Below are 19,453 nucleotides of genomic sequence, written 5' to 3' on the forward strand. Positions count from 1 at the left end.
GCGTATTATACTTATTAATATACTCTCTTGACCGGTGGCACTGACTCCACTTCATCAGTCATAGTTGTAAGCGTTACCGGCTTATAATCAAGAGTTACTGCACCAACATCATCAAGTTGAGCTAAGGTATGTTTCATCCAATGTTCATCATCTCGCTCAGGGTAGTCTTCTCTTGCATGAGCTCCACGACTCTCACGTCTGTTAGCGGCAGAATGCATAGTCAATACTGCTTGATCTAATAAATTAGACAATTCCAAAGCCTCTACTAAATCACTATTCCAAATTAATGAACGATCGGTAATAGCAATATTACTATATTCTGATCGCAACGCATCAATCATCGTAACGCCTTCATTTAGTACCGCTTCATTTCTAAACACCGCAGCATGATTTTGCATTACTCTTTGCATTTTTAAGCGTAATTTTGCGGTAGTAATTTCACCGCTAGCATGACGCACTCGATCAAAACGACTGAGTATTTGATCAAGAGCTGATTCAGATAAAATTTTATGAGAAGCACCAGGTTTAATTATTTCTGCAGCCTTTAGTGATGCTGCTCTGCCAAACACTACTAAATCTAGTAACGAGTTTGACCCCAAACGATTTGCTCCATGCACTGATACACAAGCAACCTCACCGATTGCCATCAAATTTGGAATTATTTCATTAGTACCATCTTTGTTTTTCTTAAGAACTTGTCCATGATAATTAGTAGGCACTCCTCCCATATTATAATGTACAGTAGGTAAAACTGGAATTGGCGCTGAATTTATATCAACTCCTGCAAAAATTTTAGCTGTTTCAGAAATCCCAGGTAAACGTTGATGTAAAATTTCTGGTGATAAATGATTTAAATGTAGATGTACATGGTCTTTAAGCGGTCCTACACCACGGCCAGCTCTAATTTCCATGGTAATCGCTCTTGATACCACATCTCGTGAAGCAAGATCTTTAGCTGATGGCGCATATCTTTCCATAAAACGTTCGCCTTCAGAATTCACCAAATAGCCTCCCTCACCTCTTGCTCCTTCAGTAATCAAACATCCAGAACCGTAGATTCCAGTTGGATGAAATTGGACAAATTCCATATCTTGCAATGGGATTCCGGCACGTACTGCCATACCACCGCCATCGCCTGTACAAGTATGAGCAGAGGTAGCAGAAAAATACGCTCTTCCATAGCCACCAGTAGCAAGTACTACACAAGAACTACGAAAACAATGAATATTACCATCGTCAAGGTTCCAAGCTACTACTCCTCGACACTCACCATTTTCCATAATTAAATCTAAAACAAAATATTCAATAAAGAACTGCGCCTTATGTTTTAGGGCTTGTTGATATAAAGTATGTAAAATAGCATGCCCAGTACGATCTGCTGCAGCACATGTTCGTTGTGCCGGCTTACCTTTACCGTAAGCAGTTGTCATACCACCAAATGCTCGTTGATAAATTTTACCATCGACTGTTCTCGAGAAAGGCACACCATAATGTTCTAGTTCTAATACCGCAGCTGCAGCATTTTTACACATATATTCTATAGCATCTTGATCTCCTAACCAATCAGAGCCTTTAACTGTATCATACATATGCCAGCGCCAATCATCTGCTCCCATATTGCCAAGTGCAGCACTAATGCCTCCTTGAGCTGCAACTGTATGGCTGCGAGTTGGAAATACTTTAGTAATACAGGCTGTAGAAAGTCCAAGACTTGCCATGCCGAATGTAGCACGCAAGCCTGCTCCTCCAGCTCCAACAACTACAACATCAAATTCATGCTGGATAATATTATAAGCTTTTGACATGTATAATAATTCCTCTTAGATATTAGTCATCATATAAAACAAAGCCACTATAAACGCAATTATAGTGATTAAACAAAATATTTGTAATAACACTATAAATGAAAAGCGCAAAGCTAGACAACTAATATAGTCTTCTATTATTACCTGCATTCCCAACATCCCATGATATAGCGAAACCACTACAATTATACCCAATGGAACTATATTATATGGCCTTTGTATTATTGTAATAAATGTACTCAAATCCTTATTGCAGCTACATTTAATAAACATTAATAACCAAATAGTAAAAAATACCATTATAACCGCTGTTAAACGCTGATGCCACCAATGATGCGTTCCTGTTTTAGCACTACCTAAACCTTTTGCTTTTGCTAAATTTGTACGTAGATTCTGCATTAATTTATATCCCCACTAAATTATAGTGACCACCAAAATATTAAAGTAAAAAAGAATGTGCATATTACTGCTAGCCATCCAGTAACATTAATTGAATTTATTGAAAAACATTTACCTGTATCCCATATTAAATGCCTTATACCGGTGCATAAATGATAAAAACCAGCTAAACTAATAAAAAACAACGCAATCTTTAATAAGTTGCACTTTATTAGTTGTATATAGTATGGATCAAATTTACTAAATACCCAAAAAATAAACCACCATGTACTAATAACAATAGCAAAAAACAGCATTACACCAGTCAAGCGATGAAAAATCGATAATACTGAGCTAATTTGTTTACGATATATCGTGAGATGTGGAGAAGTTGGACGACTAATATGAGAATCTTGCTTTGTTTTTGTCATTATGAGCCTATAAATTATATTCTATATCATAAGTAGAACATAGTGGATTAGCTTTTATTTGAAAAGATAATAGCGTTTACACAACTATGATGCAAGGTTATGTTAAATTTGCTAATTAAAAATTATCATAACGGGGCATTAGTACATAAATTTTATGGACATAGCCTAATTAATTGGTTATAAACAGCTCGTGAACTTATTTATTATGGCTAGGTAGCTCAGTCGGTAGAGCAAAGGACTGAAAATCCTTGTGTCGCCGGTTCGATTCCGGCCCTAGCCACCACATTCTTTAATCGCATTCAAAATTTTTTAATCACAATTCAAATACTTTCCAAACACATAAGGTCATTTAGAAAACACGCAATATCATCCCGAACTTGTCAATGTCATCCCGAACTTGTTTCGGGATCTTATGAAGTCCTGATGAGATACCGAAACAAGTTCGGGATGACTTCATGTGTTCGGGATGATATTGCGTGTTTTCTAAATGACCTTATGTGTTTTCGGATGACTATAGTTCCAGGTATACTCGTTAAACTTACCAAAGAGCTAGGAGTGTCAAAGTCGTGCAACGCAGCACTTCTATAGTACGTGAGCAGCACAAATCTTTAGACACGACAACGCCAATTTGGTTTAACGAGTATATTTTGTGAGACGTTTAATGATCTCCTCTCTCCCAATCAAAGGAAGGATATTTTTTAACTCTGGACCTCTTTCCATTCCAGTAATTGCAAGCCTAAGTGGCATAAATAATTCTTTGCCGCTTTTACCACTAGCTTCATTAATTTTATTTACCCACTTATTCCAAGTATCAACAGTTACTTCTTCATTTGGAAACAAAGTTTGCGCCAAGCTGATAAATTCCTTATCTAACCCACTAACTAATTCAGGTTGATATAATATTTTCCACCATTCTTTAACTTCATGCAATTTTTGTAGATTTGGTCTTACAGTTAACCAAAACTGTTCATCAATTTCCAGTCCAAATTGCTGTAATCGCTCTTGCACTTCAATAAAATTTAATTCTATCAATAGTTTATGATTTAAACGCTCTAGCTCTACGGGCAGATAAGTGGTAGGACTTTTAGAAAAACTGTTAAGATCAAATTCTTTAATTAAATCCTCCATAGTCTTACAAACCGAGACTGTTTTCGATGAGCCAATAGTACTAAAAAAACTATTAACAGTCATTGCTTCAAAACCTGCTTCATCACGAAGAGCAGTAATTTCAAACCCCCCTACTCTTTTGGAAATCTTCTCGTCACTAGCTTTAATTAAGCTTAGGTGACCAAAGTTTGGCGCAGCTGTTGCAAGAGCAGCAAACATTTCAATTTGAATTGCAGTATTAGTGACATGATCTTCGCCACGAATAATATCAGTAATGTTGTAGTCAATGTCATCAATTACTGAACACAACATATAGGTCATACTGCCGTCTTCCCTAACTACAATAGGATCACCTAAATGAGCTCCAAGATACTTTACCTCACCTTTTATTAAATCATTCCATTGAATCAACTCTGCTGCGATTAAAAAACGATAATGAGGTTTACGGCCGCTTTGAATATAATTTTCAATTTGCTGTTTTGACAAGTTTAAGCTAGCACGATCATAAATAGGGGGTAAGCCACTATTTAGCTGCAATTTACGCTTTACTTCTAATTCTTCTGCACTTTCAAAACAAGGATATAACCTGCCATGCTCTATCAATTGATTTTTGATCAATTCATACTTATCTAATCTTGCTGATTGAGTAATTAATTGATCCCAATGCAATCCCAACCATTTTAAATCTTTTACTATAGCTTCTTTATACTCTTCTTTGCTGCGTACAAGATCTGTATCATCAAAACGTAAGAAAAACTGTCCATTATTTTTTCTGGCATATAGAAAATTAATTAGTGCCGTTCTGGCATTACCAACGTGTAACATTCCTGTTGGTGATGGCGCAAATCTAGCTTTAACTTGTTTGGTCATATTACTCTTGATTATAAATTTTATATTTTACTGCTCAGATCTAGTAAGAGCTGCATATTCTTGTTGTAATAAAGAAGTTATTCTATTATCGGCAAAAGTTATTTGCAGCGAGTGTAGAGCAATCGAATTTACCAATTTTATTTCAGCAGCAGTACCAGTCAAAAAACATTCATCATATTTTTCTATGTCTGATAAAGATATATGCTTTTCTTGAACCTCAAGACCTAATTTTTTAGCTAAACTGATAATAGTTTGTCTAGTAATGCCATTTAAAAAACTATCTGCTATCGGAGTTATCACCCTGTCTTTGTATACAAAAAAGATATTGGTGGTCGTGCATTCTGCAATATACCCACGCCAATCAAGTAAAATAGCATCACTATATCCTTGAAGCTTTGCTTCTTCTAATGCTACTAGCATCATTGCATAGTGACCAGATGATTTAACTTGTGGTGGCCATGAATCCGGATGTGGTTTACGCCAACGACTAATATGTAAACTAACATTATCTGCTGGTTTTGGAGAAGATGCAATTGCTGCAATCATGAAATTTATTGATAAACTCTTATTAGTAAGGTTTAATGATTCAGCTCCACGCCATACTAATGGCCTGATATAAGCATCGGAAATCTTATTCTTTACAATTATTGACTCATGCGCAGCAATAATTTCATCAAAGCTATAAGGAACTTGCATTTGCATGGTACTTGCTGAAGCTAATAATCTTTCGGTATGCTCATGGATTTTAAAAACTCGTCCTCCATATGATCTTTCTCCTTCAAACACAGCCCCCGCATAATGTAAACTATGAGTTAATGCGTGTACTCGCGCATCTTGCCATTTTACAAGATCACCATTAAGCCAAATATACCCTGATAATTGATCCAAGAAAGTAGTTGTCATTGTTAATAATCCACACTTTAAATATTGTCAACTCACTGTAATTTTACTAATATTGAGCCAAAATCCATTTTAAATTATGCCAGCAGTAAAACCACACATTCTCATTGTTGATGATGATATCAGAATACTTAAACTTTTGAAGAAATTTTTCGAACAAAATAATTTTTTGGTGTCAAAAGCTGTTTCAGCCAAAGAAGCAGAAATATTTTTACGATATTTTATTTTTGATTTATTAATTTTAGATATAATGCTACCCGGTATTACCGGTTTGGACTTTACCAGAAACACAAGGTCAAATGATAATAAAATGCCGATAATTATGTTAACGGCACTGGCAGAACCTGAAGATCGCATTAAAGGGTTGGAAGCCGGTGCTAGCGATTATCTGACTAAACCGTTCGAACCACGAGAATTATTACTAAGAGTAAAAAATTTAATTGATGCCTATCATCAATACCAACAACAAGATCAAAGCAAGCGCTTTGGTGATAATTGCTATAATTTACGTCTGAAAGAATTAACAAAAAAAAATCGATTAGTTAAACTTAGTTACACTGAACAAAAATTATTAAATATTTTTATTACTAATACCGGTGTAATTTTTAGTCGTGAAGATTTATCTACTCAAATGGGAGGACTTGAACTCAGGTCAATTGATGTACAGATTACAAGGATTAGAAATAAAATAGAGGATGATCCAAGACAACCACAATATTTAAAAACGATTCGCGGTATAGGTTATGTTTTCAATACGTAACCTTATACCTAAGACTTTATTAGCTAGGTTCATGCTAATTATAGTAGTACCGAGCCTAATTGGACAAATGTTAGCAGTATTTCTATTTTATGATCGACATTGGTATAATGTTTCATATTACACTAGTAATATAATTGCTAATGAAATTAAATGGTTGCTAGATAATTATCATAATGTTCAGACTACTGATACAAATCAACATATAAATGAATATTTAAATCTATCGTACCAATTTTATCAAGGAATAAAATTACCAAAAATTCGACCAAAACTTAACGAGGAATTAGAAATTTTTAAGAATATTCTAAACTTAAAACTTAAAAAACCAGTTATTGTTACCTTGGATCATGAAAAAAAAATTATTGTATCTATTGCTTTTAACAATGGTTTACTAAAAATCACCTTTCCTACTAAATTATTATTAAATCCTACAACTTATATATTTGTATTGTGGTTAATATTTTTAACCATCTTATTACTATCAGTATCATTGATTTTTTCTCGTAATCAGATTAAATCTATTCTGGAGTTAGCCACTGCAGCTGATGCTTTTGGCCGAGAGCAAAGACTTGATTACAAACCATCGGGAGCATATGAGATTCGCCAGGCAGGTCTGGCTTTTTTAAAAATGAAAGATCGTATTGACAAACAAATTGCTAACAGAACTCAAATGTTGGCAATGATTTCACATGATCTACGTACACCACTAACTAGAATGAAATTACAATTAGAACTAATGCCTTCATCTGAAGCCACTATAGAACTACAGCAAGATATCAATACAATGACTCAAATGATTGCAACTTACCTTGATTTTGCCAGAGGTGAAGGTGGAGAAAATTTTCAAATAATCGAAGTTGCTGATTGGGTAGTAAATTTTATTCAAACTAAATATCCTGGTCGTGATATTACATTTGACATTAAGCCACAAAAACATAAAGTACAAATTAAACCATTTGCTTTTGCCAGAGCGATATCTAATTTAATCGATAATGCCATTAAATATTCTACCAAAATAAAAATTTCTATCAGTGAAACTAAAACATCCACTCTAATAGAGGTTGAAGATAATGGTATTGGCATTCATGGTCAAGAAAAAGAGTTAGTGTTTAAACCATTTTATCGATCTGATCATGCAAGATCACTGGAATATTCAAGTAATGTCGGCTTAGGACTCGCTATTACTAAAGAAATTATTACCGGCCATTATGGCACTATTACTTTAGAGGATAGTAAATTATTAAATGGTTTATTAGTACGTATTAGTTTGCCAATTATTAAAGAAATTAAGGATAAAACTAATGAAGCCTAATCTTCAACATCTAGCTATAATCATGGATGGCAATGCCAGATGGGCAACGGCAAAAGGACTATCCAAAACTGAAGGGTACAAAAATGGAGCAGAAAGAGTAAAAAAGTTAATAGAGGTGGTAATGGAATATAATATTCCTTATTTGACTCTCTATGCTTTTTCTTATGAAAATTGGCAAAGATCAAGACGAGAAGTATCTTTTATAATTAATTTATTCAATTCTTATTTATCTAATGAAGCAGAATCATTAAATAAAAATAATATTAAATTAAAAGTGATCGGACACTTAAACAACATTGATAAATATACTAAGCAACGAATAGCTGAAGCTGTAGAACTAACCAAGCATAATAATAAAATGACCTTATGTCTTGCTTTTAGCTATAGTAGTAAACTTGAAATCGTTGATGCTTATCAAAAAATTATTGATGCTAAATTATCGACATTATCTGTGGATGACTTTAAGCAATATCTCTATGATCCTGAGATGCCTGATGTCGACTTATTAATCCGTACTGGTAACGTATTAAGAATCAGTAATTTTTTATTATGGCAATCAGCATATGCTGAGTTGTTTTTTACTGAGAAATATTGGCCGGATTTTGATAGAGAAGATTTGATTGCTGCACTAGCTGACTATTCAACACGAAAACGTACTTTTGGAGGAAGGTCTCATGCCTAACTTTGTACTACGGATTATATCTAGCATCGTCCTAGTTATATTATTTGTTGCTTCTATATTATGGCTTCCACCATTATTTTGCCTTTGCATGATATTAGTAGCCAGTGGTATGTATTATGAATGGTATAAAATGACTCAGGATCATATAGTACATTTATTATTAGGGTTAGTCATTATTTCAATTCCAGTTATAACGTTGATTCTGATAAACTCTCAACCTCAGCATCAATGGTTATTGCTAGGATATTTTATCATGATCTGGTCAGTTGATACTTTTGCAATGATTGGTGGCAAAATTCTACAAGGGCCAAAACTTGCTCCATTTTTGAGTCCTAAAAAAACCTGGAGCGGCTTAGTTGTTGGTGTCATTAGCAGCGGCATAATTGTAATTGCTTTTGACACAATAATAGATAATAAAATATCGCATTATTATCAACTAAATCGATTTTATTTGATGTTAAATACAGGAATTCTTGCTATAATAGCTCAAGTAAGCGATTTGTTCATTTCTTATTTTAAACGTTATCATCAAATCAAAGATAGTGGTAATATCATACCAGGACATGGCGGCGTACTTGACCGATTCGATAGTATTATTTTAACTGCTCCAATATTATTTTATACAATTTATATATTATGAGTTATTTGCGTTTAATTACTTTAACAAGATTCTCAAAACAATTGTTGTTTAATATCTTGCTTTTAATGTCGTTAGGGTATTTTATATTTCATACTATTTATGGCGACCTTGGTGTTTTCGCTTACTTCAGGCTAAATCAACAACTAACAAAAACCCAAAGTATCCTTGAAGATTTAATGGCTAAAAATATTGAACTAGAGCATCACGTTAAGCTTTTAAAATCTGGAGATAAGGATTTTTTAGAAGAAAAAGCTCGTAACATTTTAGGAATAGCGTCTCCGAGAGAGCTAATATTTTCAACAACTCAAGCATCAGTAATATCAAATGAGCAAAACCCATAATAACATAATAATGTTTCAAAACGATCTTCCAGATAATTTTGAAATACCAGGCGATTTGGCAATTGATACCGAAACTATGGGACTCAACTTACAACGTGATCATCTTTGTTTACTGCAATTGAGTAATGGCGATGGTAATGCCTACTTGATCCAGTTTATTGATAAGAACTATGTAGCCCCTAATTTAAAGAAATTACTTGCTGATGAAAGTAGGTGCAAAATATTTCATTTTGCCAGATTTGATTTAGCTGCAATAAAACATTATTTACAAACTGATTTGACAAATATTTTTTGTACCAAAATTGCCTCAAGATTAATTAGAACTTACACTGATGCTCATAGTTTAAAAGAATTGTGTCGGGAATTACTAAGCATTCAGATCTCTAAACAACAACAATCTTCTTACTGGGGCAATGATGAATTGACTAATGAACAAAAGGACTATGCAGCAAAAGATGTATTATATTTACATAAGATTCGTACTACATTACAAGATATGCTGATAAAAGCAGACCGGCTTGAACTTGCAAATAAGATTTTTGCATTTTTACCGACTAGAGTGCAGCTGGATTTGATGGGATGGAGTGAGACAGACATCTTCCTCCACTAGATATACTCGGTGAAAATCTGCGAATTGCGTTGTCGTATCTAAATATCTGTGCTCCTCACGTACTAAAGTACGCTGCGGTGCTCGAATTTGATACTCCTAGCACTTCTTGATTTTGACCTTCGTCTATCTCAAACCTTACAAAAGGTCATCCCGAACTAACGCAAATCATCCGAACACACGATGTCATCCCGAACTTGTTTCGGGATCTCATCAGGATTTCATAAGATCCCGAAACAAGTTCGGGAGACATCGTGTGTTCGGGATGACTTTTCTTCCTTCGGGAGACATTGTTTATTTGGGATCTAGGACTATCACCATTATCACAAGAAGAACCTATGACTAACCACCAAACAACAGCTACCAGAGTAATTTTAGAAGAAGCTGCTGCATTATCTGAACTTGCTCAAAACATACCGTCATCTTTTACTAATTTGGTTGATTGCATTATTAGTTTCAAAGGTAGAATAATACTTACCGGCATTGGTAAAAGTGGATATATTGCACGTAAAATTGCCGCAACTTTTGCCTCTACTGGAACTGCCGCTTTATATATTCACCCAGCTGAGGCCAGCCATGGTGATCTCGGAATGATCACTGAGCAAGATTTAGTGATGATGCTATCTAATTCTGGAGAAACTAAAGAATTATTTGATATTATTAACTATTGTAAGCGGTTTGCTATAAAAATTGTGGCCATGACCATGAATCCTACATCTACTCTTGCTACTAATAGCGATTTTTTATTGCCTATTCCTAAAATTAGAGAAGCTTCAACTATTATCGCCCCAACTACGTCTGCATTAATGATGTTGGCTCTTGGTGATGCTCTCACTGTAGCGGTACAAGAAGCAAAAGGATTTTCAAAAGATGATTTCCGTTTATATCATCCAGGTGGAAAAATTGGAGCAAATTTGCTTAAAGTCAAAGATTTAATGCGATCAGGTGACCAATTACCGCTAGTATACGAAAATACTGCTTTTACCGATACAATTATAACTATCACTCAAAAAAGTCTTGGTTGTGCAATAGTTATTAATACGCAGTATAATTTAATTGGGATAATTACTGATGGAGATTTACGTAGACATTTAAAAGATATGTCTTCCTTAAAATATGCTTATGATGTCATGACGGCTAATCCTAAATATATTTTACCAACGCAACTTGCAACTGAAGCGTTATATATCATGAATAATAACTCAATCACTGCCATTCCGGTAATTGAACAAGGAATATTAGTTGGTGTAATTCATATTCATGATTTGTTAAGAGTGGGCATTAGCTAGTGTGATTAAAAAAAATCTTTACAAATCACCAATTATAAAAACTATTACCAGGTTTATTATTCCATATATATGCCTATATAGTTTATATATCCAGGTTAACGGTGAAATATCTCCTGGTGGAGGCTTTCAAGCCGGAGTAATCTTTGCTAGTGCTATTATTGCTGCTGATCTGGTCTATAGTAAGAATTTAATGCATTTCTCTATTGGATTTTTACGAATAATTGCTGTAATTGGAGTAATGATATATACAGGAGTTGGTTTTATCCCTATGATATTCGATAGTTATTATTTAGATTATTCAGTACTAGCAAATGATAAATTTCTAGCCCAAACTATCGGAATTTTTACCATAGAACTAGGAGTAGGTCTAACAGTTGCTGCCGTAATGTACCTGATTTATTTTATCTTGCAGGAAACCCAAAACTAGATATCTTAGCCTATTTATAGTTTTGTTTATTGTAATTACGTACGTTATATGGTGCACTACAAAAGATGACAAAATAAATAAGAGTGTGAATATGACCATCTACACAACTACAGAAGCTAGATCTAAATTATTTCAACTAGTTGATGAAACCAATAAAACACATCAACCAATATATATAAAAGGCAAGCGTAGCAATGCGGTGATTTTATCAGAGGAAGATTATGAATCTATGCAGGAAACTTTATACTTATATTCTATACCAGGTTTAGTGGAATCAATACTTAAAGCTAGCGCAGAACCTATAGAAGAATGTGTTTCGCACGATGAAGTCTGGAAATAATATTTATGTTATATACCTTGGTATATTCTAAAGAATCTGAACGTGATGCGTATAAACTAAAAGCAGCTAAATTAGCAACAAAAGTAGAAAAACTTTGTCAAGACTTAGCTAATAATCCAGAGCCAATTTATAGTAAAAAATTGTCCGGTGACTTATTTGGTAAGCGCTCGATAAGAATTAATTTACAAAATAGATTAGTCTATGAGATTCTAGAAAAACAAAAAATAGTAAAAATACTAAAAATGTAGGGTCATTATGGGTAAATCTAATGATTCTTTAGTTGATGCTATTCATAATTGTCAGAAAATATTCTGGTAAGTCAGCTTCAATAGTTAGATCAAAACCCCATAGAGAAGAAGGAATAATAATTTTTCTTGCATGCAATAACATAGGTGGTTCATGTTTTGTTATTGAAGTAGAGTACTTCTTATCACCAATTATTGGGCACCCTAGTTTTAAAGCATGAAATCGTAATTGATGCATTCTACCGGTAAGCGGTATAAATTCTATTAGTGATCTCTTGCCATCAGTGGCTAATACTTTATATTTCGTAATTGCGAGCTTGCCATTATTATCATCCGCAACTTTCTCATATACTCCAGTTCGGTTTTTGGCAATCATTCCTTGTATTTCTCCAGAGCTTTGTGGTGGCCTCCCATAGACAATAGCTAGATAAATTTTCTGAATAGTTTTATTAGAGAATGCAGTTGTTAATTTGTACGCTGTCAAATAATTCTTGGCAATTAATAACAAGCCACTAGTATCTTTATCTAATCTATGTACTAGCTTAAAATCATTTCCTTTAGTATTCAGATAACATAATGCATCTTGAATAGAGAGTCTAATTTTACTGCCTCCTTGAGTTGCAAGAGCATGAGGTTTATTGATAGCTAATAAATTATCATCTGAATATAGTTGATATTCCTGTAATAATTTACCAGCTAAATTTTTAATTGCTGGAGAGAAGCTCTGTTCTATTGATGATGATGAATTAAATTTTATACTTACCCGTTCTTGAATTAATATTTTATCTCCATTCACTACACGAATACCAGCATGCACCTTACGACCATTAAGTTTAATTTGGCCTCGCCGCAGTAGTTGTTCAATGATTCCTTGAGTAAGCTCTGGATAATTTCGGCGCAAATATCGATCTAATCTGCTAGGAATCTCAACATTGACTGTAATACATGTCATAAACCTACTCTTTTTATTCAAATGGAATTATATATAACCTTAAAGCCTGTCTTGAAAATTGATTAAATATGAACTAAAATATTTAGTCAATTTTCAAGACAGGCTCTGAAATGATAAAAAATTTTATCGATTCAAATATCTATCAATTAAAGAAAACCTTATGCCGTTTCTCTTTAGTGATATTGTGCAGTGTATTCTTTACCTTACTTGCTTTACTTGCCTTGCTTGAACCCACTAAAATTATTGATGCTACAGATCTTGTAAGATGGTTATTGATCTTATTTTGTGGTTTTTTTTGGTTTTTAGCTGTTAAATTATTTGCAGAGAGTAATAATTATCGAGACAAATTCTATTATGCACTAAGCATACCAATATTTTTGCTGATAAGTTGGTATTTATCTACTAAATCTACCATGAAACCTGACTTCATATTCTATTTTACTTTGATACTTTTTTTATCAATTTTTGTCAGTCCTTTTCTTTTTAAAAAAACAGATAACGAAATTGTCTGGAGCTTTAATTATCATGTCTACTTTAATTTGGCTTTTACTATTTTTGTAGCCATAGTACTTTTCCTAGGTATTAGTTTTATTGCCTTAACTCTTTATATTTTATTTGATATAAAAATTCCTGGTGAATTTTATTTTGGGAGTTGGATTGTTGTTTCATCATTCTTTGCTCCAATTTTTGCTTTATTCAACTTTACTACTGACTGTTTTAAAAAATTAGATTATCTACCGCTAGGTCTAAAGATAATGATGAGCTATATATGTGTTCCATTATCAATTATCTATCTAATTATTTTGTATATTTATATCATCAAAATAATGATCAATTGGCAATTGCCAGATGGTGGTATCGTCTATTTAGTATCTGGTTTTGCTGGTTTAGCAATTTCCTCTTTTGTTGCGTCTTATCCGATAATTAATCAAGGAAAAAATATCATAAGTTACTTTTATCATTATTTTTTCAAATTAATGGTTGCACCTTTAATATTAATGGCTATTGCAATAGCGGCAAGAATTAATCAATACGGGTTTACTGAAGCCAGATATATGGTGCTAATATGGTTAATCTGGCTAATATCAGCAATTATACTAGGTTTAATTAATAGTCGTACTAATACCATAAACAATATGCATAAGGTGGCGATTATTTTACTATTAATTGCTTTATTTAGCCCTTTGAGCGCAGAAAATGTTGCAAGCTATAGTCAATTTAATAGATTAACTCAGCTGCTAAAGAGTAAACAAACTGATCAACAGCGTTTATACGAAGATATTTACTCCATTGTTAATTATATGGTAAAAAGTAATAAAGTTAATAATTTAAAACTATTATTTATCGATCAACCTAATGCTTATATTAATATCACTGATCCTAAGTCACTTAAAGCAGAGGAGATAGTGAAGGAATTAGGGGTTACTGATCTGAAACATGAAAGTGATTTCAATATTACTTTTAACGATTTTTATTCCTACATTGATGATGGTATCTTGATTGAAGAATATGATTTGCTAACCAGTATTTCTACTGTTAGGAAAATTATTAAAGTTAATGATCAACAACTGACTGTTTTTTTTGAACCAAGCACTAGTATGCTTACTATTACCAATGAGAAAACTAACCATGTAGTTTATTTCAATCTCGAGAACATTCGACAACAATATATAGTTGATATACCAACAAAACGTTTTATAGCAGTAGAGTCAGTTGACCGTAAGTTGCGTGTAAAGCTATTATTAACCCAAATCGGTGGTACTATCTATAACCAAAAGCCAACAATCAATTCATTAACAGGGCTGATACTGATTAAAATCAAAGACTCTGAATAAAAATATCAGAAAAATTCTTTTCTTTTTGGCTTATTGACATACTGATTATTTTAGAATAGAGTGGTTTCTTCATGTACTTAAGCAAATTATGTATTTATTTATTATAGTTTTTATTGCAATAATAATTTCTGGCTGTGCAACCGTTTTTTCTGGCGCTCGTCAGACTTTGCACATTCAAGCCATTGATATAAAAAATAACGACATTTTAGAACAAGCGAGATGCACTGTTATGGATGAAGCTGGAGGAAGCTATTATATCACCAATAATCCTGGTACAGTAACTGTTACCAGATCTTCTGGCCCTATATCAGTATTGTGTAAAGCCGATGGTTATAAGCAGCTTAATACTTCTGTTGGTGATAGCTTTAACCCTGCATCTCTGATAAATGTAATATTCTGGCCTGGTTTTTTAGTTGACGCTGCTACTGGGGCGTATAAAAAATTCCCTTCACATTACTTAGTTGCGATGGAGAAAAGTAACTAAGTAATGTAAATAATTATATTCTGCACCCGTAGCTCAATTGGATAGAGCATATGACTACGGATCATAAGGTTAGGGGTTCAAATCCTCTCGGGTGCGCCATTTTTTTATTCAATTTCACTTATATTTATATCTTGTTATGTACCCCCAAGTTTAATTCCTAAAGTTTCTAATTCAAAAGAACTTATTTGGATCTGCGTCAAGCTATTACTGCTAAAAAAAGTATCCTGAGTAGATCCAGAAAATAAAGACGCAGATTGAGAGTTATTAGATCCAATATTGAATTTTATAGGTGTTATATATTGATCTTGGCTCGTTTGCGTATGGTCTCCTTCTTTACAAACTTTCTTTTTACTCGGATCTAAAAAATATTCGTCCTTTTTCTCTACGCTTGCAGTGTTTTGTTTAAATTGTGCATTCTTCTTTTGTATTACATATTTATCCTGTAAAATATCATCTTCGAATTCAGATTCATCTTTGAATTGTATATTCAGTTTAAGTTTCTGCTCAAATTTAAGTTTTGCTTTAGATTTATGTTGGTGGTTAATTGGTAATAATTTAGTAATAGCTTGTTGTTCAAATATAGATTCTTCTGATAAATCATCGTCTGAATTATCATGATTTAATATTATTGTCTCTTTAAGTACTTTATAACCTTTGTCGTATTTTGTCTCAGACTCTTCTATAAAATGCTCTTGCGTTCCTTCTTGAAATTTATAACTATGATAAGAAACACCATGTGTTCCTCTAAATTTTATATCCTTATCATTTAATACTAGAGCACAATCACTACAGGATAATGTAGATACTCCTATATATAAACCATTTTCTACAAAACCAGAAAGCAAATTCTCTGCATGAAAATTTGATTCACTATTGTCGCATATTTCAATTTCAGGAAAATATTTTTCTTGCTTAAAATAGGTAATAATTTTTACAGTATCTTGATATAATTTTGTTTTATTATATAAATTAGGGTTAATTCTAATTTCCTCAATATCAACACTGTCTTTATCTTCTAAGTATTGTTTCTTTAATTTATTTATGCTTTCGAAGTCTTGTTGTCTCAAAACTTTGTTAATTTCTACTTTTGTTTTAAGATCAAGATAATCTTGTTTTAGTATTAATATTTCAACAAATTTTTTATTAAATTGATTGCTATATTCTTTATTATTAAGATTTAATTTATATAAATCCTTTAAAATATTATGTATACATTCTATTTTTTCATCAATTCTCTCTTTACAAGAAGTTACATTGTTATTTTCCTCTGCTTCTTCTTCAACTAAAGAATTACGAATTTTTGTAGATTGAAGCTCTTTATTATCTTTATCAGAATTAAAAAAAATACTAGGGATATTATATGTTAACAACAAATCGTTATTTTCATTGCGTGCTACAGCTACTGCTGTTGTTTCTTGAACCTCAAAAACTCTTGCAAAAGCATCTAATACTCTATCATTATAATCTACATCTTTCCATCCCTCATATCTAGGTTGAGCTACTTTTCCTTTACGTGCATAATTAATATATTTAGACATAACAACTAATCCTTGAATTTATTAATTAATATTAACAAATTAATTAATAAAAAGCAATAATTAAAAAATATTTATTATTCTAGATTCTTAGCTTATAAGAAATTAGATTTTGCATATCTTAGTTTATGTTCAACAACACAAACCACATAGAATGTTTTGATTATAGGAGTGATATTCAAATGATTGGTAACAACGACAAAAATTCCTGTGATTTTGTTGATCTGAGGTAGGATATACTTCACTGCTGTGGATAAATAAAAAATTACGACTAAGAAACAGTGCATTAAGTACTAATTTTGTAGATAGAAATTAATACTAATGCACTTTACTGCCACTTTTTACCTTAGCAGCGATAATACTTGAATAAAATTATTGACATAATTATATACGAATCCTAAACTACAACCATAGGTTGATAATACCCAATTATCTTTTAAGAATTGTGTAGGTTAAAATACTACTGTTTTAAGCAATGGAACTCGCTTTAAAACTAGAAGTTCTTACTTCTCAAAAATTCTAACTTACTATTCTTTATTATAATAGGAAATTAAACTAGAGGTTTATCATGAAAAGTAGAATAGATGAAGTTACTGAAAGAGCTTTTTGTTATGCGCTGAATTTTTTTCGGTCTAATGATAGAAGCGTAGACAATCAAAGACTATGTATACAACAAATAATGGATATTACAGGTTTTGACTTTGATACAAAGTCTAAAAATACAAAACCCTGTCTTATCTTTATATATGACTATTGACACTATGAATATAGGTCAAAGTATTATAGAAAGTAACATACGGACGGTTACTCAAGCTATTCATAATCACATATCAAATGTGCAAATAGCTCAGTCCTTTAGCTCTCATCAACCATCTCATCAAACTAAATCACCGCATAACTATTCTCAAGCTACAAACGATGAAGTTGATAGGCATTTTGTATATGCGTACGATAGTAGCGACGGTAGACTTGATATGAACGGATTTTTTGAAAAAGGTGATTGGGTTGTTCGTAGAACTGTCGAACATTTAGATTATCTAACACAATCAAAAGATAGACATGTTCTTTCTGAAAAGAAGCATTTGAATTTTAGCTTTAATTTGATGAACGATGAATCAGTTTCTTATTTAGCAAGATTTTTACATTGGCAAGAATTAAATTTACTTCAATTGAACTTAGGGTATAATAGAATTTCAAATCTGGGTATAGAATCTTTATTCTATAATTTACGAAATGATTTCGATGTCAGAACACACCAAATACAACTTATGAATTTATCTAATAACAATATCGGTGATTATGGTTCTAACTATATATCACAATCCCTTATATCAGGTAGATATTCTAATTTAAGGTCTTTAGATGTTTCAGGTAATCAAATTACAACAAATGGAAGTGTTTCATTTATTGAAGCGATGGAAGCAAGACCTAATCAAGAAATAGTAATAAAAACACATGATAATTCATCTTCAAAAACCACATGGCAATTTTTAAAACAAGCTTTTAATTATTTTGCAGATAAACATCATAAACAAAGTGATAATGCAGAAAAGGCTTTGGTTGCTTTATATGGTGATGATGAATGGGCTGTGTGTAGAAAATATTTACAAGAAACTAGTAAGGTGATTTACGCTGGTTTCGTTAAAAAAGTTAGCGATCCTAAAATTTTATCAGTATTATCAAAAGCAAAAACATTACCTCAAAAACTAATTGCTGTATCTGGTATATTTTTACAAGTAGTAAAAGAAGATTACAAAGATTTACTTACAACTGATCTTATGCAATGCATAGGTGTTATAAACTCTAAATCTTTGATAGACATTAATGATTACACTAAAGAAATGATAGGTACAGCTTCAGATGATTTTATCTTTGAATAGAATATTTTATATTATAAAAGATATTTTTAACATTCTAATAGAAAGCATATTTTTCAAGTATTTTAAATTCTCTGGAAGAGCTTCAAGAAAAGAGTTTTTAATTTTTAGTGTTTTAGATTTTGCTGTTCATTATTTCTTGAAATATATCTCATTACTTTCATGGTATTATATTTATATTATATTTATAATAATTCCATATATGTCTATCGCTTTTAGGCGATTACATGATTTTAATTTTAGTGGTATAATTATATTATTTATAATAATAGCTATTATACTTTTTGAGACTTTTAATGATCAATTAACGGATTATTTTATTTATACTATAGAAATGTTGTTGATTCTAGTTCCGAGCACGCCTGGTTCTAACAAATACGGAGAACCTCCAGAGTAATAATAAATGCCTTGCTCATATTCTGTCTGTTAAACTGTTGTGTAATATATAATCTGTTAAATGTACATTTAAAAATGATAGAATAAGCTTTATATTGTAAATTTGAATAGCTTTAGACATACAAACTACCAACCTAAAAATTGGTAGTTTTTTTTATTTCAAAACCGCATATAGGACTTGAAAGTCATTATAGAAAAGACGAAAATAGTAATTGTATAATAGCTGAAAAATTTAGCGAC

Annotated in this window: 20 protein-coding genes, 2 tRNA genes and 1 pseudogene; 16 read left to right on the forward strand and 7 right to left on the reverse strand. The window is 32.2% G+C overall.

The window, feature by feature from the left end; all coding sequences use genetic code 11:
- Positions 1 to 14: 14 nt before the first annotated feature.
- From sdhA to sdhC, 3 genes are read right to left on the reverse strand one after another with little or no spacing between them, the layout of a single operon-like run.
- Positions 15 to 1,805, reverse strand: a complete 1,791-nt coding sequence (gene sdhA, locus Trichorick_RS00235) for a succinate dehydrogenase flavoprotein subunit (protein ID WP_323738274.1) — start codon at positions 1,803 to 1,805, stop codon at positions 15 to 17.
- Positions 1,806 to 1,820: 15 nt separating this feature from the next.
- Positions 1,821 to 2,204, reverse strand: a complete 384-nt coding sequence (gene sdhD, locus Trichorick_RS00240; RefSeq protein WP_323738275.1) for a succinate dehydrogenase, hydrophobic membrane anchor protein — start codon at positions 2,202 to 2,204, stop codon at positions 1,821 to 1,823.
- Between the two features lie 20 nt (positions 2,205 to 2,224).
- Complete coding sequence (sdhC, locus tag Trichorick_RS00245) at positions 2,225 to 2,614, reverse strand: succinate dehydrogenase, cytochrome b556 subunit (RefSeq protein ID WP_323738276.1); 390 nt, start codon at positions 2,612 to 2,614, stop codon at positions 2,225 to 2,227.
- A gap of 207 nt (positions 2,615 to 2,821) precedes the next feature.
- On the opposite strand from sdhC, the gene Trichorick_RS00250 reads away from it, so the two are divergent.
- Positions 2,822 to 2,897 (forward strand) — tRNA-Phe (locus Trichorick_RS00250).
- Positions 2,898 to 3,247: 350 nt separating this feature from the next.
- Here Trichorick_RS00250 and gltX read toward each other — a convergent pair.
- On the reverse strand, positions 3,248 to 4,591 hold the full coding sequence (gltX, locus tag Trichorick_RS00255; RefSeq protein ID WP_323738277.1) for a glutamate--tRNA ligase: 1,344 nt from the start codon (positions 4,589 to 4,591) through the stop codon (positions 3,248 to 3,250).
- A 27-nt stretch (positions 4,592 to 4,618) separates the two neighbouring features.
- A complete protein-coding gene (locus Trichorick_RS00260) occupies positions 4,619 to 5,494 on the reverse strand; it encodes a branched-chain amino acid transaminase (RefSeq protein WP_323738278.1) in 876 nt (291 codons plus the stop codon).
- A 76-nt stretch (positions 5,495 to 5,570) separates the two neighbouring features.
- On the opposite strand from Trichorick_RS00260, the gene Trichorick_RS00265 reads away from it, so the two are divergent.
- The 10 genes and pseudogenes from Trichorick_RS00265 to Trichorick_RS00310 all read left to right on the forward strand — a co-directional run bounded on the left by Trichorick_RS00265 (position 5,571) and on the right by Trichorick_RS00310 (position 12,137).
- Entirely contained in the window at positions 5,571 to 6,251 is a 681-nt protein-coding gene (locus Trichorick_RS00265) for a response regulator transcription factor (RefSeq protein ID WP_323738279.1), read from the forward strand.
- Positions 6,235 to 7,563: a sensor histidine kinase gene (locus tag Trichorick_RS00270; RefSeq protein ID WP_323738280.1), complete on the forward strand. Its 1,329-nt coding sequence runs from the start codon at positions 6,235 to 6,237 to the stop codon at positions 7,561 to 7,563. The genes Trichorick_RS00265 and Trichorick_RS00270 overlap by 17 nt, the downstream gene beginning before the upstream one ends.
- Positions 7,553 to 8,245, forward strand: coding sequence for a polyprenyl diphosphate synthase (gene uppS / locus Trichorick_RS00275; protein WP_323738281.1), 693 nt, complete (start codon positions 7,553 to 7,555; stop codon positions 8,243 to 8,245). The genes Trichorick_RS00270 and uppS overlap by 11 nt, the downstream gene beginning before the upstream one ends.
- Positions 8,238 to 8,885, forward strand: coding sequence for a phosphatidate cytidylyltransferase (locus Trichorick_RS00280; RefSeq protein WP_323738282.1), 648 nt, complete (start codon positions 8,238 to 8,240; stop codon positions 8,883 to 8,885). Before uppS ends, Trichorick_RS00280 begins: the two co-directional genes overlap by 8 nt.
- A complete protein-coding gene (locus Trichorick_RS00285; RefSeq protein ID WP_323738283.1) occupies positions 8,882 to 9,226 on the forward strand; it encodes an FtsB family cell division protein in 345 nt (114 codons plus the stop codon). Before Trichorick_RS00280 ends, Trichorick_RS00285 begins: the two co-directional genes overlap by 4 nt.
- Positions 9,210 to 9,836, forward strand: coding sequence for a ribonuclease D (locus Trichorick_RS00290; protein ID WP_323738284.1), 627 nt, complete (start codon positions 9,210 to 9,212; stop codon positions 9,834 to 9,836). The genes Trichorick_RS00285 and Trichorick_RS00290 overlap by 17 nt, the downstream gene beginning before the upstream one ends.
- A gap of 335 nt (positions 9,837 to 10,171) precedes the next feature.
- The gene (locus tag Trichorick_RS00295; protein WP_323738285.1) at positions 10,172 to 11,122 is read left to right on the forward strand and encodes a KpsF/GutQ family sugar-phosphate isomerase; all 951 of its coding nucleotides are present in this window, start codon (positions 10,172 to 10,174) and stop codon (positions 11,120 to 11,122) included.
- A gap of 25 nt (positions 11,123 to 11,147) precedes the next feature.
- Positions 11,148 to 11,549 (forward strand): annotated as a pseudogene (locus Trichorick_RS00300) (Na(+)/H(+) antiporter subunit B); the annotation flags it as partial.
- Positions 11,550 to 11,640: 91 nt separating this feature from the next.
- Positions 11,641 to 11,889: a type II toxin-antitoxin system Phd/YefM family antitoxin gene (locus Trichorick_RS00305; RefSeq protein WP_323738286.1), complete on the forward strand. Its 249-nt coding sequence runs from the start codon at positions 11,641 to 11,643 to the stop codon at positions 11,887 to 11,889.
- Positions 11,890 to 11,894: 5 nt separating this feature from the next.
- A complete protein-coding gene (locus tag Trichorick_RS00310; protein WP_323738287.1) occupies positions 11,895 to 12,137 on the forward strand; it encodes a type II toxin-antitoxin system mRNA interferase toxin, RelE/StbE family in 243 nt (80 codons plus the stop codon).
- Between the two features lie 28 nt (positions 12,138 to 12,165).
- On the opposite strand, the gene Trichorick_RS00315 is transcribed toward Trichorick_RS00310, so the two are convergent.
- Positions 12,166 to 13,086, reverse strand: coding sequence for an RluA family pseudouridine synthase (locus Trichorick_RS00315; RefSeq protein WP_323738288.1), 921 nt, complete (start codon positions 13,084 to 13,086; stop codon positions 12,166 to 12,168).
- A gap of 110 nt (positions 13,087 to 13,196) precedes the next feature.
- On the opposite strand from Trichorick_RS00315, the gene Trichorick_RS00320 reads away from it, so the two are divergent.
- From Trichorick_RS00320 to Trichorick_RS00330, 3 genes are all read left to right on the forward strand, one after another.
- Entirely contained in the window at positions 13,197 to 14,921 is a 1,725-nt protein-coding gene (locus Trichorick_RS00320) for a DUF4153 domain-containing protein (protein WP_323738289.1), read from the forward strand.
- An 88-nt stretch (positions 14,922 to 15,009) separates the two neighbouring features.
- The gene (locus tag Trichorick_RS00325; RefSeq protein WP_323738290.1) at positions 15,010 to 15,405 is read left to right on the forward strand and encodes a hypothetical protein; all 396 of its coding nucleotides are present in this window, start codon (positions 15,010 to 15,012) and stop codon (positions 15,403 to 15,405) included.
- Positions 15,406 to 15,427: 22 nt separating this feature from the next.
- Positions 15,428 to 15,504 (forward strand) — tRNA-Arg (locus tag Trichorick_RS00330).
- Between the two features lie 35 nt (positions 15,505 to 15,539).
- Here the strand turns inward: Trichorick_RS00330 and Trichorick_RS00335 are convergent.
- Complete coding sequence (locus Trichorick_RS00335) at positions 15,540 to 16,943, reverse strand: hypothetical protein (RefSeq protein WP_323738291.1); 1,404 nt, start codon at positions 16,941 to 16,943, stop codon at positions 15,540 to 15,542.
- 743 nt (positions 16,944 to 17,686) lie between these two features.
- Here Trichorick_RS00335 and Trichorick_RS00340 point away from each other — a divergent pair.
- Positions 17,687 to 18,820: a leucine-rich repeat domain-containing protein gene (locus Trichorick_RS00340; RefSeq protein WP_323738292.1), complete on the forward strand. Its 1,134-nt coding sequence runs from the start codon at positions 17,687 to 17,689 to the stop codon at positions 18,818 to 18,820.
- Positions 18,801 to 19,214, forward strand: coding sequence for a DUF805 domain-containing protein (locus Trichorick_RS00345; protein ID WP_323738293.1), 414 nt, complete (start codon positions 18,801 to 18,803; stop codon positions 19,212 to 19,214). Before Trichorick_RS00340 ends, Trichorick_RS00345 begins: the two co-directional genes overlap by 20 nt.
- The last annotated feature ends 239 nt before the right edge of the window (positions 19,215 to 19,453 follow it).

The organism is Candidatus Trichorickettsia mobilis, assembly GCF_034366785.1.
Taxonomy (GTDB): Bacteria; Pseudomonadota; Alphaproteobacteria; order Rickettsiales; family Rickettsiaceae; genus Trichorickettsia; species Trichorickettsia mobilis_A.

What these genes read in the sequence shown, in the direction of transcription:
- Trichorick_RS00340 (WP_323738292.1), top strand. Translation starts at nt 17,687, where the DNA reads ATGACTATTGACACTATGAATATAGGTCAAAGTATTATAGAAAGTAAC.
- uppS (WP_323738281.1), top strand. Translation starts at nt 7,553, where the DNA reads ATGAAGCCTAATCTTCAACATCTAGCTATAATCATGGATGGCAATGCC.
- Trichorick_RS00315 (WP_323738288.1), bottom strand. Translation starts at nt 13,086, where the DNA reads ATGACATGTATTACAGTCAATGTTGAGATTCCTAGCAGATTAGATCGA.
- Trichorick_RS00335 (WP_323738291.1), bottom strand. Translation starts at nt 16,943, where the DNA reads ATGTCTAAATATATTAATTATGCACGTAAAGGAAAAGTAGCTCAACCT.
- Trichorick_RS00265 (WP_323738279.1), top strand. Translation starts at nt 5,571, where the DNA reads ATGCCAGCAGTAAAACCACACATTCTCATTGTTGATGATGATATCAGA.
- Trichorick_RS00325 (WP_323738290.1), top strand. Translation starts at nt 15,010, where the DNA reads ATGTATTTATTTATTATAGTTTTTATTGCAATAATAATTTCTGGCTGT.
- sdhD (WP_323738275.1), bottom strand. Translation starts at nt 2,204, where the DNA reads ATGCAGAATCTACGTACAAATTTAGCAAAAGCAAAAGGTTTAGGTAGT.
- Trichorick_RS00270 (WP_323738280.1), top strand. Translation starts at nt 6,235, where the DNA reads ATGTTTTCAATACGTAACCTTATACCTAAGACTTTATTAGCTAGGTTC.
- sdhC (WP_323738276.1), bottom strand. Translation starts at nt 2,614, where the DNA reads ATGACAAAAACAAAGCAAGATTCTCATATTAGTCGTCCAACTTCTCCA.
- Trichorick_RS00345 (WP_323738293.1), top strand. Translation starts at nt 18,801, where the DNA reads ATGATTTTATCTTTGAATAGAATATTTTATATTATAAAAGATATTTTT.
- Trichorick_RS00285 (WP_323738283.1), top strand. Translation starts at nt 8,882, where the DNA reads ATGAGTTATTTGCGTTTAATTACTTTAACAAGATTCTCAAAACAATTG.
- Trichorick_RS00260 (WP_323738278.1), bottom strand. Translation starts at nt 5,494, where the DNA reads ATGACAACTACTTTCTTGGATCAATTATCAGGGTATATTTGGCTTAAT.
- Trichorick_RS00305 (WP_323738286.1), top strand. Translation starts at nt 11,641, where the DNA reads ATGACCATCTACACAACTACAGAAGCTAGATCTAAATTATTTCAACTA.
- Trichorick_RS00280 (WP_323738282.1), top strand. Translation starts at nt 8,238, where the DNA reads ATGCCTAACTTTGTACTACGGATTATATCTAGCATCGTCCTAGTTATA.
- sdhA (WP_323738274.1), bottom strand. Translation starts at nt 1,805, where the DNA reads ATGTCAAAAGCTTATAATATTATCCAGCATGAATTTGATGTTGTAGTT.
- Trichorick_RS00320 (WP_323738289.1), top strand. Translation starts at nt 13,197, where the DNA reads ATGATAAAAAATTTTATCGATTCAAATATCTATCAATTAAAGAAAACC.
- gltX (WP_323738277.1), bottom strand. Translation starts at nt 4,591, where the DNA reads ATGACCAAACAAGTTAAAGCTAGATTTGCGCCATCACCAACAGGAATG.
- Trichorick_RS00290 (WP_323738284.1), top strand. Translation starts at nt 9,210, where the DNA reads ATGAGCAAAACCCATAATAACATAATAATGTTTCAAAACGATCTTCCA.
- Trichorick_RS00295 (WP_323738285.1), top strand. Translation starts at nt 10,172, where the DNA reads ATGACTAACCACCAAACAACAGCTACCAGAGTAATTTTAGAAGAAGCT.
- Trichorick_RS00310 (WP_323738287.1), top strand. Translation starts at nt 11,895, where the DNA reads ATGTTATATACCTTGGTATATTCTAAAGAATCTGAACGTGATGCGTAT.